General features: G+C 73.2%; 8 protein-coding genes. All 8 read left to right on the forward strand.

What is annotated here, in order from left to right; all coding sequences use genetic code 11:
- Positions 1-94: 94 nt before the first annotated feature.
- Positions 95-1,399 carry an ATP-grasp domain-containing protein gene (locus KBZ10_RS19030; protein ID WP_210988861.1) on the forward strand — a complete coding sequence of 435 codons (1,305 nt, stop codon included), beginning with the start codon at positions 95-97 and terminating at the stop codon, positions 1,397-1,399.
- A 301-nt stretch (positions 1,400-1,700) separates the two neighbouring features.
- Positions 1,701-7,925: a non-ribosomal peptide synthetase gene (locus KBZ10_RS19035; RefSeq protein WP_210988862.1), complete on the forward strand. Its 6,225-nt coding sequence runs from the start codon at positions 1,701-1,703 to the stop codon at positions 7,923-7,925.
- A 19-nt stretch (positions 7,926-7,944) separates the two neighbouring features.
- Positions 7,945-8,364, forward strand: coding sequence for a RidA family protein (locus KBZ10_RS19040; protein ID WP_210988863.1), 420 nt, complete (start codon positions 7,945-7,947; stop codon positions 8,362-8,364).
- Positions 8,361-9,236, forward strand: coding sequence for an alpha/beta hydrolase (locus KBZ10_RS19045; RefSeq protein WP_210988864.1), 876 nt, complete (start codon positions 8,361-8,363; stop codon positions 9,234-9,236). The genes KBZ10_RS19040 and KBZ10_RS19045 overlap by 4 nt, the downstream gene beginning before the upstream one ends.
- A complete protein-coding gene (locus KBZ10_RS19050; protein WP_210988865.1) occupies positions 9,233-10,486 on the forward strand; it encodes an MFS transporter in 1,254 nt (417 codons plus the stop codon). The genes KBZ10_RS19045 and KBZ10_RS19050 overlap by 4 nt, the downstream gene beginning before the upstream one ends.
- Complete coding sequence (locus KBZ10_RS19055) at positions 10,483-12,357, forward strand: non-ribosomal peptide synthetase (RefSeq protein WP_210988866.1); 1,875 nt, start codon at positions 10,483-10,485, stop codon at positions 12,355-12,357. The genes KBZ10_RS19050 and KBZ10_RS19055 overlap by 4 nt, the downstream gene beginning before the upstream one ends.
- A gap of 129 nt (positions 12,358-12,486) precedes the next feature.
- Positions 12,487-13,191 (forward strand): guanitoxin biosynthesis heme-dependent pre-guanitoxin N-hydroxylase GntA, encoded by a 705-nt coding sequence (gene gntA / locus KBZ10_RS19060; protein WP_210988867.1) that lies wholly within the window; start codon positions 12,487-12,489, stop codon positions 13,189-13,191.
- Positions 13,188-13,883, forward strand: a complete 696-nt coding sequence (locus KBZ10_RS19065; RefSeq protein ID WP_210988868.1) for an MOSC domain-containing protein — start codon at positions 13,188-13,190, stop codon at positions 13,881-13,883. The genes gntA and KBZ10_RS19065 overlap by 4 nt, the downstream gene beginning before the upstream one ends.
- Positions 13,884-13,910: the final 27 nt, after the last annotated feature.

Below are 13,910 nucleotides of genomic sequence, written 5' to 3' on the forward strand. Positions count from 1 at the left end.
CCGGCTCCCCGCTGGTTTTCGCGGAATCCCCTGGGGGGACGGCTGCGGCTGTGCTACCGTCGCCGACGACTCAGAGAGCGGTCTGAAACGGGGGATGATCGTGTCACGGGGGCGCGTTCTCGTTATCGGGGACAGTATTCGATTAGTTTCGAAAGCGAAGTCGGCCGGTGTCGACGTCGCCTATATGCAGAAGCCGTCACAGTTCGATCCTGCGCTGATCCCGCACTGCGAGCAGCTCGCCCTGGTGGATTATCAGCACGTCCCCAGCGCCGCCGCGATGGCCGCCGCGCTGCACCGGATCGCACCGATCACGCGGATCGTCACACAGACCGAGGCGGCGCAACTGGTGGCCGGCCATGTGACCGATGTCCTGGGAATTCCCGGCACGTCCGAACGATGCGCCCGGCTGCTGCACGACAAGTCCGCGATGCGGGCCCTGCTGAACGAGCAGGGCATCGGGCCCGTTCCCTATGTGGTCAACCCCACCCGGGCGCAGCTCCGTGAATTCGTCGTCTCGCACGGGGCGGCCGTGGTCAAACCGACCAAGGGCTCGGGCAGCCTCGGAGTGCGCCGGATCGCGTCGGTCGAGGACGCCGACGCGGTATGGGCCTGGTGCCAGTCGTTCGAGCTCGGTGAATTCCAGGTCGAGAAGCTCCTGGCCGGTCCCGAACTGAGCGTGGAATCCTTTTCCGAATCGGGCCGGCACACGATCATCGCGGTGACCGCCAAGGACACCGAGGGCGGCACCGTGGAACTCGGGCACGTCATTCCGGCCCCCCTGGCAAAGGACCAGCTCGACCAGATCCGCGACATGACGGTGCGTCTGCTCGACGCGGTCGGTCTTGAGGACGGCCCGTCGCACACGGAGATCATCCTCACCGCCGAGGGGCCGCGGGTCGTCGAGTCGCACACCCGCCGCGGGGGCGACCGGATCAACGATCTCGTCAGGATGGTGTACGGGGTCGACATGGAGGAGGCGACCTACCGCCTCGCCGGCCACGGCGCTCCGCTCGACGGCCATCTGCACCCCGCCCGCGGCGCGGCCGCCATCCGCTTCCTGACCGCGGCCCCGGGCATCGTCACCTCCGTCACCGGCCTGGAGGCGGCGCGCGCCGCCGACGGAGTGGTGGAGGTGTCGGTGAGTGTGGAGGCGGGGTCGGTGGTGCCCGAGCTCCGCTGGTCGGACGATCGGTGCGGGCACGTCATCGTCCATGCCGACGACGCCGGCACGGCCGTCCGTCTGGCCCGCAGGGCCGCCGGGCACATCGCGATCAACACCGAGCCCGTCACGGGTGACGGTGCGGGTCCGGACGCTGCGGCACCGGACACGCTGAGCTCGATCCTGCGCCCGTACGACGAAGTCTTCGACCCGTTTCACGGGGCCGTGACCGCGCCGTAGCCGCGCTCCCGGACGCGGCCTTCCCGGCCGGATCCCGCCGGTTCGATCCTCTCCCGCCGCGCGGGCCGGGAAGCCCCGGCCCGCGGCGTGCCGGGCGGCGGACAGCCGCGGCCCGCGCGTCCTCCCGGACACGGCCCGGCACGGGACGCGCAGCCGGAACGCCCGGGCGCCCCCGGACGCCGTGGAGGCGTGCGACGGGGCGCCGATCCCCTGCATCCACATCGCTCGTCACGTCAACGAGCCACATTTCGTACCGAGTTTGGAGTGTCGTATGGCCGGGAAACCGGACACAGGCGCAAGCATGCTCTCATACACCCAGGAAAGCCTCTGGCTCTTCCACGAGCTCGCCGGCTCCGACGCGCCCGCGTACAACGAATCGGTGGCCTTCGAGACGGCCGGTGACCTCGACCCGGGCGCGCTGCGCCGCGCCATCCGGGCCACCGTCCTGCGGCACGACGCACTCCGCACCACGTTCCACGAGACCCCCCACGGGCCGCGGGCCCGGGTGCACCACGCCGGCGAGGACGCCCTTCCGGACAGCACGACCGTGGTCGACCTGCGCACCCTGGCCGCTGCCGAGGCCCGCCTCCGGGCGGAGGAGGTGCTCGCCGAGCACCACCGGCGACCGTTCGACCTGGGCGCGGCCCCCCTGCTGCGGGCGGTCGTCATGGCGCTGCCCGGCGACAGCTGGGTCCTCGGCCTGACGGCCCATCACATCGTCATCGACGACTGGAGCATCCACCTCCTCCTCGACGAGGTGGCGGAGAACTACCGCACCCTGGTGGCCACCGGACGCCTGCCGCGGCGGCCCGTTTCCGGCGCCGCCTTCCGCGCCTTCGTCACGGAGAGCCGCTCGGCGGCCGCGGACGAGGAGCGGACGGCCGCCGTCGAGCGCTGGCGCCGGTCGCTGGCCGGCGCCCCGGACCTGCTCGGCATGCCGCTGGACCGCCCGCGACCCGCGGTGCAGACCTTCCGCGGCGACAGCACGACCATCACCGTGCCCGGCGCGGACATCGAACCGCTGCTGAAGGAATGCGCCCGCACCTGCCGCAGCACCGCCTTCCCGGTGTTCCTCGCCGCCTACGCGCTGCTGCTGCACCGCTACACACGGCAGGAGGGCTTCGCCATCGGCACCACGGTGCTGAACCGGCCGGGCGCGGAGGATCTGGAGCAGGTCGGCTGCTACGTCAACACGCTGCCCCTGTTCGTGCCCGTGGACGCGGACGCCACGTTCCGCACCGTGCTGTCCGGCGCGCAGGAAGCCGCCCAGCGGCTGCTGGACGACGGCGACGCGCCGTATCCCAAGGTGGTCGAGGCCCTCGGGGCCGAGCGGGCGCGGAACCACAACCCGGTCTTCCAGACGATGCTCACGATGCTCGACGGCCGTCCCTCGATCGACCTCGGGCCGGGACTGGTCTCCCAGTACCACCCCGTCCGCCGGACCGCCGCCAAGTTCGACCTGATGCTGTACGTCAACCGGGCCGGCGACGCGTACGAGTTCGAGCTCGAGTTCTCCACGGATCTGTTCACCCGGGACACCGCGGAGCGCATCCTGCGCAACTACGCGCAGCTGCTGACCTCGCTGGCCGGCGCCGGTGTCGACACACCGGTGGCCACGCCGTCGATGACCCGCGACGAGGAACGGGACCTGATCCTCGGCGACTGGAACGACACGCAGGTCACCCACCCCGGCGGCACGATCGCCGATGTCATCGAGGAGCAGGTCCGGCGGAGCCCCGACAGCCCGGCCGTCGAGTTCGAAGGCGAGACGTACACGTACGACGAGCTGAACCGGCGGGCCAATCAGGTGGCGAGCCGTATCCGCACCATCCTCGGGACGACCGGGGCGGGCCCCTTCGTCGGGGTGTTCATGGACCGCTCCGCCGAGATGGTGATCGCGCTGCTCGCCATCGTCAAGGCGGGCTGCGCGTACGTGCCGATCGACCCCGAATACCCGGCCGCCCGGGTCGAGTTCATGATCCAGGACGCCGGTGTTCCGCTGATCCTCACCCAGGAGCACCACCGCTCCGCCCTCGGCAGCGCCGCCGCCCGGCTCCTCGTGCTCACGGACGGGGAACTGGACCACGAGGACGACACCGATCCCGTCCGCGAACTGGGCCCCGGCTCGCCCGTGTACATGATCTACACCTCCGGATCCACAGGGCAGCCCAAGGGGGTGATCAACCGCCATGACGCGCTGGCCAACCGGCTCCACTGGATGCAGTCCGCCTTCCCGCTGACCGGCGGTCCGGGGGCGGACCGGGTGCTCCAGAAGACCCCGTACAGCTTCGACGTCTCGGTGTGGGAGTTCTTCTGGCCGCTGATGACCGGAGCCACCATCGTCGTGGCCCGGCCCGGCGGGCACCGTGACCCCGACTACCTCAAGGAACTCATCCGGTCCCGGGCCGTCACGACCGTGCACTTCGTTCCCTCGATGCTGAACGTGTTCCTGGAGGCGGAGGAACTCGCCGGGCACTGCGGCCCGCTCAAGCGGGTCATCTGCAGCGGCGAGGCACTTCCCCGCAGGACCATCGAGGTCTTCGCCGCCACGCTCCCCTCCTGCGAACTGCACAACCTGTACGGCCCGACCGAGGCCGCGATCGACGTCTCGCACTGGCCCTGCCGGACCGACTACCCGGGAGAGCTCGTCCCCATCGGCAGGCCCATCGACAACGTGCGGCTGTACGTCCTGGACCGGGACCTGCGGCTCCAGCCGGTCGGCGTACCCGGGGAGCTGTGCATCGGCGGCGTCGCCGTGGCGGCCGGGTACCACCGGCGCGACGACCTCAACGCCAGGATGTTCGTCCCCGACCCCTACGGAACGGCGCCGGGAGCCCGCCTCTACCGCACCGGCGACCTGGCGCGCTTCCTGCCGGACGGCCAGATCCAGTACCTGGGGCGCATCGACAACCAGGTCAAGCTGCGCGGCCTGCGGGTCGAGCCCGACGAGATCGCCGCGGTCATGCGCGACCTGCCCGGCGTCCAGGACGCGGCCGTCGTCGTGGACGCGTCGGGCCCCGCGCAGGCGCTGGCCGGCTATGTCGTGAGCACCGCCTTCGACCCCGACGACCTGCGGGCCCGGCTGCGGAAGCTGCTGCCCGAGTTCCTCGTCCCGCAGTACCTCGTCGAGGTGCCGCAGCTGCCCACCACGCCCAACGGCAAGCTGGACCGGCGTGCCCTGCCCGCGCCGGCGGCCCACCCGGCAGCGGCCGGCCGGGCCGGCCGCCCGCCCGCCACCGCCGCCGAGCAGGACGTGGCCCGTGCCTGGACGGACGTCCTCGGCCTCCGGGCACCGGTCGGCGCGGACAGCAACTTCTTCGCCCTCGGCGGGGACTCGATCATGGCCTTGCGCGTCAGTTCCCGGCTGCGCGCCGCCGGATACGCGGTCGGCCTGCGCGACGTGTTCGCCCACACGACGATCGCCGAGCTCGCCGCCTCGCTGACCCGCGAGGACCCGGCGTCGCCCGTGCCCGCCGCCGTCGAGGCGTTCGGCCTGCTGACGGACGACGACAAGGCGGTGCTCCCCGCGGCGGCGGAGGACGCCTGGCCGCTGACGAAGCTTCAGTCGGGCATGATCTACCACTCGCTGCTCGACGAGGACTCCCCGGTCTACCACGACATCTTCGACTACGAGTTCGCCGGCGTGGCCGATCCGGCCGAACTGGCCCGTGCCGTCCGGGAGACCGTGGCACACCACGCTCACCTGCGGTCCCACTTCGACCTGGAGAGCTATGGCGAGCCGCTCCAGGTCGTGCTCCGCCCGGACGCGGCCGGCGCCGCGCCGTCCCTGGAGGTCGTGGACCTCACCGGGCTGCCCGCCGACGCGCAGGACCGGGCGGTCGAGGAGTGGATCGAGGCCGAGAAGAGCCGCCCGCTGGACCTCGCCGGGCCGCCCCTGCGCTTCTGCGCCCACGTACGGGGCAACGGCCGTGTCAACCTGGCGTTCTCGTTCCACCACCTGATCCTGGACGGGTGGAGCGTCGCCCTCGTCATCGAGGAGATCCGGCGCCGCTGCGCCGGGCTCCCGGCCGGCCGGACGGCCGGCGCCGCCCCGGAGGCCGGCTACGGCACCTACGTGGCGCTGGAGCGCGAGAGCGCGCGACGCCCGGCGGACCGGGACGCCTGGCGCGGGCTGCTCGACGGCTTCCCCGCGACGCTGCTGGCGGGCCACCCCGGACCCGCGGCGCCGGAGACGATCGAGACCGCGGTCCTGGAGCGGGCCGTCCCGGCCGGGCTGGAGGAGCGCCTGCGGCTGCGCGCCGCGGCCCTCGGACTCCCGCTGAAATCGCTCTATCTGGCCGCGCACTGCGCCGCCCTGGCGGACCTGACCGGCAGGGCGCGGGTGGTCACCGGGCTGGTCGGCAACGGCCGTCCGGACGTGCCCGGCGGCAGCGAGCTGGTCGGCCTGTTCCTGAACACCCTTCCGCTGCCCGTCGAGGTGCGTGAGGCGGACGACGCGCGGTTGCCGGCCTCGGTCTTCGAGCGCGAGCGGGAACTCGTCCCGCTCCAGCGGTTCCCCCTCGCGGACATCGAGCGGCAGCAGGGCGGGGCACTCTTCGACGTGGTCTTCAACTACACCGACTTCCACTCCTACGCGACGGGCGATGCCGCGGACGCCGCCGCGCGGGGCACGGTGTCGATCGAGAAGGCCCGCTACTTTGAGCTCACCAGCTTCGCGATGACCGTCCACGTGCACCGGGACCACTTCGCCGGGGCCACGCAGCTCGCCCTGGCCCACGACCGCGGGCGGGTCAAGACCTCCACGGCGGAGCGGTTCCTGGGTGAGTTCCTGGCCGCCCTCGAACGGTACGCGGGGCAGGAACCGGATGACGGCGGCCGGGGCGCCGTGGAGCGGGCCGTGGCGGGGATCATCGCGAAGGCGGTCGGCGGCGAGACGCTCGGGGCGGAGGAGAACTACCTCGACGCCGGCGTCGACTCGATCAGCTCCATCCGCATTCTCGCCAAGCTGCGCAGGCAGTTCCCCGGTGCCGCGCTGCGCGACGTGATGGAGGCGCGCACGGTACGGGCGCTGGTCCGCAGGCTCGCGGCGCGGGCGCCCGGGTCCGAGCCCGGGTCCGGGTCCGGGTCCGAGCCCGGGTCCGGGACCGCGGAGACGGCGGGCGGCGCCGTGGAGTCCCCGGGCGCGTCACCCGACGGGCTCCCTCCGGGGGCCGTCGACGCCTACCCCCTGACCGCCACCCAGCTCCGGATGATCCGGGCGACGAGGCGGGACCCCGCACAGTCCGCCTACCACGACGTCTTCGCCTACTCCGTCGCGCTGCCCCTGGAGGCCTCCCTGCTGCGCGCCGCGCTGCGGCGGATGACCGCGTCCTGCGAGACGCTGCGCGCCGCCGTCGACCTGGCGGCGGAACCCGTTCCCCGGCAGCTCGTGTACGCCTCGGTCGAGCCCGACCTCACCGTGGCCGACGCCGTGGGCGATCCCTCGGCGCCCGACGAGTGGTTCGAGAAGGAACGCGGTTCGGGATTCCGCTGGGAGCGGCCCGGGCTCATCCGGTTCGCGGCGCACCGCACCGCGCCGGACCGCTTCGTGCTGTCGATGAGCTTCCACCACGCGGTGATCGACGGCTGGAGCCTCTCCCTCCTCGTCCGGGACCTCCTCCTCTCGTACGCCTCGGACCTCGGTGCGTCCGCCGCCGGTGCCTCGGCAGGCGCCGGCGCGGGGCCCGTCCGGTCCGGCGACGCGGCCGGCTCCTTCCGCGACTACGCCCTGGCCGAGACGGCCGCCCGCTCCTCGGCCGAGTCGCGGGAGTTCTGGCGCGGTGTCCTCGCGGGCCACCCCGGGGCGTGGCGGCCCCGCCACCCGTCCGGCGGCGGTTCCCGCTGGGCCGAGGCGACCGTCGTCCTCCCGCCCGACCGGGAAGCGCGGCTGCGCGAGGTCGCGCGCCGCACCGGACATCCGCTCAAGTACCTGCTGCTGGCGGCCCATGTGAGGGTGCTGGCCCTGGTCACGGGCGAGCCCGACGTCCTGACCGGGGTGTTCACCCACGGCCGGCCCGAGACCGACGACGCGCAGGAACTCGTCGGGATGTTCCTCAATTTCCAGCCGCACCGGGTCCGGATCGGGGACCAGACGTGGCCGCAACTCATCGACCAGGTGTTCACCTTCGAGATGCGCGCGCTCGCACACCGCCGCTGCGCCGCGACCGGCGACGGCCCGGACGACGACTGGCCCCGCTACTCCGCGCTGTTCAACTACACGGACTTCCCCGCGTATGCGGACGCCGCCCACGGGGGCGGGCACCTTACCGGTGTCCGGTGGTTCGAGCACACCGACGCGCCGTTCCTCGCGACCGTGGGCCGCGACCCGGACCGTGCCGCGCTGGAGATCACCCTCAATGCCGACGGCAGGCTCCTCCCGCAGGGCATGGTGGATGCCCTGGCGCGCCTGTACGAGGCCGTCCTGGAGCAGATCGCCGAGGCCCCCGACGGCTCCGTCCGCGACACCACCGACCGGATCGAGACGTGTGCGGACGGCCTCCGCGCGCACCGGAACCCGTCCGTCTGAAAGGGAACGGAGAACCTCCGTGAACACCTTCCGAAACCCCCAGGGAATCGCGGCGCCCCTCGCCGCCTACTCGCACCAGGCCGAGATCACCGGCCCGGTCCGCTGGCTGGTGATCTCCGGCCAGATCGGCATGGCCCCCGGCGGCGAGCTCCCCGAGGACCCCGTCGAGCAGCTCGGCATCGCGCTGGACAACATCACGGCCAACCTGGAAGCGGCCGGGATGCGCCACGAGGACCTGGTCAAGCTGACGTTCTACTTCGCCGGCGAGGTCGATCTCCAGCGCCGGCGCCGGCGGCTGGGCGAGTGGCTGGGCGACCTGCGCCCCTGCATGACCGTCATGACGGTGGCCGCACTGGCCACGCCCGCACTGCGCGTCGAGGTCGAGGCGCTCGCGTGCACCGAGGACATCCCGGCGACCCGGAAGAGGGAGCAGCAGTGATAGTTCAGACCACCCTGGAAGGCGTCCACACCTTCGAGCAGCCGGACGGCTACGTCACGCACTACCGGCTCTGGGGCGCCGAGACCGCCGCGGATCTCGTGGTGATGCTGCACGGGGGCATGAGTCACGCGGGCTGGCAGGCGCCGCTCGGCGCCCGGCTCGCCGAACTCGGTGACGACGTCGCCTTCCTCGCCGTCGACCTGCGCGGCTCGGGACTCAACGCCGTGCGCGGACACATCCCGGACGGCGACCTGGCCGTCCGGGACATCGAGCTGCTGCTGGGCAGCCTCGCGGAAGCCCGCCCCGGAACCCGCATCCACCTGGCCGGCTGGTGCTTCGGCGCCCAGGTGGCGACGGTGGCCGCGGCCCGGCTCGCCGGCCGCGGCGTCCTGACGAGCCTGCTCATGGTCTGCCCCGGCTTCTTCTTCAACGACCGCTACTCCGACGTGCTGGACCGCTCGACCGACGCCGCCCTGGAGGCCGTCGAGGAGCTCGGCATCACCGTCGAGGCGACGCGCCCCTTCATCAGGGTGCCGCTGCGCCCGGCCGACTTCACCGACCGCGAGGAGTGGCTCGCGGCCATCGAGGACGACAAGCTGAAGCTCTCCCACGTGACGGCCGGCACGCTCGACGCCTGGGAGGCCATCGCCGTCACGTCGGAGACGGACTACGCACGCATCGGGCCGCTGCCGGTGCGGGCGGTGTTCGGCACCCGGGACAAGCTGGTCGACAACGACCGCGTGCGCGCCTTCCTCCGGAGCCATCCCGATCTGGAGACGCACGACCTCGACGCCGGCCACGCCGTCCACTTCGAGGAGACGGAGGCGCTCACGCGCCTGCTCGCGGACTTCGTGGCCGAGCTGAAGCGATGACCGCGGGGTTCGCGCGCTACCGCACGGTCCTGTCGACCCCGGGAGCGTGGGGGTTCTTCCTCCCCGGAATGCTCGCCCGGTTCCCGCTGGGCATGACCGGCATCAGCATCCTGCTCTTCGTCTCCGCGACGCGGGGCGACTACGGCACCGCGGGCGCGCTGTCGGCCGCCTCCGCGGTCGGGTACGCGGTGGCCGCACCGCAACTGGCCCGCGTGGCCGACCGGGTGGGGCAGCGCAAGGTGCTGCTCTCCTGCGCGGTGCTGTGCGCGGTCAGCGGCGGCGCGTTCGTCGTGAGCACGCTGAGCGAGGGGGCGCCGCTGTGGATTCTGTTCGCCACGGCGGCCCTGACGGGTGCGGCGACCCCCGCGTTCGGCTCGATGGTGCGGGCGCGCTGGAGCGGTCTGCTGGACGGCTCCTCCCTGAAGGGGACGGCCTTCGCACTGGAGTCCCTGGTCGACGAGCTCGTCTTCATCGTCGGCCCGGTCATCGCGACCTCGCTCGCCGTCGGGGTGAGCCCGGCCGCGGGCCTCGTCAGTGCGCTGGTCCTGGTGTGCGCCGGCAGCGTCCTGCTCTCGCTCAGCCGGCGCACGGAGCCGCAGCTCAAGCCCGGCCCCAGGGTGGGGAGGAGCGCCCTGTTCCTGGGGCCGGTCGCTGTCGTGGCGGCACTGAACCTGTGTTTCGGCGGCATGTGGGGCTCGATCGACATCGCCACCGTGGCCTTCTCCGGCGAGAAGCAGCAGCCCTTCATGGCGGGGGTCCTGCTGGGGATCTACGCGATCGGCAGCTCGGTGGCGGGAGTGGTGTACGGCGCGCGGGAGTGGCCGGCTCCGCTGCCGCGGATCCTGTGGGTCTCGACCCTGGTCATGGCGGTCGGGATCCTGCCGATGCTCGTGGTCGACACCTTCGCCGGGGCCGGCCTCGTGCTCCTGCTCGCCGGGTCGAGCTCCTGTCCGGCCCTGATCGTCGCCATGATGCTGGTCGTGGACGGAGTGCCCGCCTCCCACCGCACGGAGGCGCTGGCCTGGCAGTCCACGGCGCTCTGGCTCGGGGTGTCGATCGGCTCCTCGGCGAGCGGCCACCTCGCGGACTTCCGGGGTGCGCCGGCCGCCTACGCCTTCGCGGCCCTCTGCGGCGGCGCCGGCTTCGTGGTCGCCCTGGCCGGTGGCCGGCGGCTGCGGCCGGTACCGGCCGCGGACACCCCGGCCGCCGATGACCGTCCGAACCTTCCCACCGAGTCAGGTATCCGATGACCTCCACCAGCATCACCCGTCCTCCTGCCGCCACCGCCTCCCCCCGGTGGGTGGCCGACCGGATCGCCGCGACGGCCGGGCACCCGGACCCGGCGGTCCGCGGGCGCGTCGCCCTGCGGACCGCCCATGAGGCCGTCACCTACGCCGAGTTGCGGGAGCGCGCGCGGAAGACCGCCGCCAGACTGTCCGCGCTCGGAGTCGGCGTCGGGGACGTCGTCGGTCTGCGGCTGCCCTCCGGCCCCGGCGCCGTCGTCGCCATGCTGGCGTGCTGGCACGCCGGCGCCGCCTTCCTGCCCATGGACGCCGCGGCCCCCGACGCGTACCGCGACCGGCTGCTGAGCTGTTCGGGAGCGCGTGCCGTGGTCGACGCCGACGGCCCCCGGGCGCTCACGGGCACGGCCCCCTCCGCCCGTCCGGTGACCGGCCGCCCCGGGGACCGGGCGGCCTACGTCATCTACACCTCGGGTTCGACCGGCGCCCCCAAGGGGGTGCTCGTCGGGCAGGACGCCCTGGCCGAGCACACCACCGGCATCGGCGGCCTCCTCGAACTGCGCGACACCGACACGGTGCTCCAGTTCGCGGGGCTCGGTTTCGACGTCGCCCAGGAGGAGATCTGGCCGACGCTCGCCGCCGGCGGCACGGTGGCCTTCCTGGACTCCGCGGACCGCGCCCTGAGCCCGGCGGAGCTCGCCCACCGGGTACGCGGCCTGGGGGTGTCGGTGCTCCAGCTTCCCACCGCCTACTGGCGTCTGGTCTGCGCCCAGATGCAGGGGCCGCAGGGCGCCGGTCTCTCCTTCGACGGCGTGCGCACCGTCGTGATCGGCGGCGAGGCGGCGGGCACGCGGGACGCCCACGTGCACCGGAACGGACCGTTCGGCCACTGCACGCTGGTCAACGGCTACGGGCCGACCGAGACGGTGGTGACCTGCACGGCCTTCGTCCTGCGGCCGGACGAGCCCGTCCCGGCCACGGCCGGCCTGCCCATCGGCGGCCCGGTGGGCAACCGCCGGCTTCACGTCCTCGACACCGACCGGCGTCCGGCCGAGGCCGGAAGCCCCGGCGAGCTCTGGGTCGGCGGCAGCCCGCTCGCCGACGGGTACCTCGGCGACCCGGTGCGCACGGCCGAGCGCTTCCGCCCGGACCCGTTCGCCACGGCGGCCGACGCCCGGGTGTACCGCACCGGTGACCTGGTCGTGCGCCATCGGGACGGCACGCTGGAGTTCCTCGGCCGCCTCGACCATCAGGTCAAGGTCCGCGGCCACCGGATCGAACTCGACGAGGTGGACCGCCACTTGACCGCCACGCCGGGTGTCACCGCGGCCGCCGCGGTGGCCCTCGACGACGGGACCGGGACCGGCGGACGCATCCTGGCCGCCGCGCTCTCGGTGGCCGCGGGTGGCCCGACGGCCGAGCGGATCCGCGAGGACCTGCGCGGACGCCTGCCCTCCCACCTGGTCCCCGGCCTGATACGCGTCCGTGACACGCTTCCGCTGACCACCTCCGGCAAGATCGACCGCCGTGCCGTGGCCGCGGCGCTCGCGGAGGAGTACGCGGCCTCCGCTCCGGAGGCCACCGAGCAGAAGGCCCCCGCGCCCGCGGACGACGCGCCCACGCCTGCCACGGCGCCCGCGGCCGGCGCCGGCACGACGGACGGGACGGCGGAGCTCACCCTCCTCCTCGAACTGGTACGCGGACTGCTCCGCGCCCCGGACTTCGGCCCCGGCGACGACTTCCTGGCCCGCGGCGGGGACTCGCTCGTCGCCCTCCGGGTCAGCGGCGCGATGCGCGAACGCGGTTGGCGCCTGCGGCCGTCGGACCTCCTGACGGGGGGCGACGCACGGTGCGTGGCGGCCCGCATCGTGCCGTGCTGAAGGGGAGCGCGGTGCCGACGGGACGAGCGGCCCACCGAAGAGCCGATCGGCGGAACAGCGGATCAGCACTGCACAGCAAGGCACAGCACAGCACAGCATGCCGGCCGATACGCCAGAGGGAGAGGTTTCATGACAGCCATACCCGTCCGTGACCAGTTGGCGGCCTGGATCGAGAGCGAGGAGTTCTCCTGCCTGGGGGCCAAGTCGGCCCTGCGCCGCGACAGCCTGCGCCACGTCCAGGTGGGGGTCATGGGCACCGGGAGCGCGACGGCCGCGCTCCACGGCGCCCTCACCGAGTTCGTCTCGCGCGACCTCGACGACGAGCAGAACTTCGCCACCATCGTCGCCGTCTTCGAGGGCCCGTCAGGACTCCCGGAGCACGACTTCCACGCACTGCTGTGGCGGCAGCTGAGCGACCTGCACGCGTTCGACGCCGACCGCGGCTTCGCCTGGGCGGAGGGCGCGGACGCGGATCCGGACTCCCCGAAGTTCGGTTTCAGCGTGGCCGGGCACCCGTTCTTCATCGTGGGCCTGCACGAGAACGCTTCCAGGATCACCCGGCGCTTCCCGTTCCCCGCGATGGCGTTCAACTCGCACCACCAGTTCCGCCGGCTGGTGGAGAACGGCGTCTACGGAGGTCTCCAGCGCCGCATCCGTGAGCGCGACATGCGCCTGCAGGGTTCGATCAACCCGAACCTCGCCGAATTCGGCGAGGCGTCCGAGGCGCGTCAGTACTCGGGGATGCGGACGGACGCGCAGTGGCGCTGTCCCTTCACCCCCCGGCACGGGTCGGCCGCGGGACCCGAGCCGGCCACGCGCCGGTCCGACGCGTGAACGGCTCGCACGGCTCCGTGCTGAGCGTTAACGTCGGCCGGGCCCGCGCGGTGCCGTACACGGACGCCCCGGGCGGCGCGACGGGAATCGACAAGCAGCCCGTGGACGGGCCGGTCCGGGTGGACCCGGCGGGGCCACCCGGCCTCGCGGGCAGCGGAGTCAGCGGTGACGCGGTCTGCGACCTGCGCTTCCACGGTGGCGCCGACCGCGCCGTGTACGCCTTCGCCCGGGAAGACCTGGACGACTGGCAGCGGGAGCTGGACCGGGAGCTGGGCAACGGCTCCTTCGGCGAGAACCTGACTGTCCTCGGCATGGACCTCCGCCACGCGCTGGTCGGAGAACGGTGGCGGGTCGGCCCCGGCACCGTCCTGGAGGTCACCGGCGGCCGCATCCCCTGCCGCACCTTCGCCGGCTGGCTCGACGAGAAGGGCTGGGTCCGCCGCTTCACGCGCGCCGCGTCCCCCGGAGCCATGCTCCGCGTCATCGAGGCGGGCGACATCGGCGCGGGCGATCACATCGCCGTCGTGCACCGCCCGGACCACGACGTGACCGTGTCGCGCCTGTTCCGCGCGGTGACCACCGAACGGGCGATGCTGCCCGGCGTGCTCGTGGCCGCCGCCTGGATGGAGCGCGAACAACGGGAGATCGCCCAGCAGTACACCGCCAAGTACGTCACGGGCGCCGGCCGGTAGCCCGCTCCCGGGCCGGAACCGCTGGAC

This window comes from Streptomyces sp. F63, from assembly GCF_018070345.1.
Lineage (GTDB): Bacteria > Actinomycetota > Actinomycetes > Streptomycetales > Streptomycetaceae > Streptomyces.

Coding starts and splice junctions, on each gene's coding strand:
- KBZ10_RS19055 (WP_210988866.1), top strand. CDS start 10,483: ATGACCTCCACCAGCATCACCCGTCCTCCTGCCGCCACCGCCTCCCCC.
- KBZ10_RS19030 (WP_210988861.1), top strand. CDS start 95: ATGATCGTGTCACGGGGGCGCGTTCTCGTTATCGGGGACAGTATTCGA.
- gntA (WP_210988867.1), top strand. CDS start 12,487: ATGACAGCCATACCCGTCCGTGACCAGTTGGCGGCCTGGATCGAGAGC.
- KBZ10_RS19050 (WP_210988865.1), top strand. CDS start 9,233: ATGACCGCGGGGTTCGCGCGCTACCGCACGGTCCTGTCGACCCCGGGA.
- KBZ10_RS19035 (WP_210988862.1), top strand. CDS start 1,701: ATGCTCTCATACACCCAGGAAAGCCTCTGGCTCTTCCACGAGCTCGCC.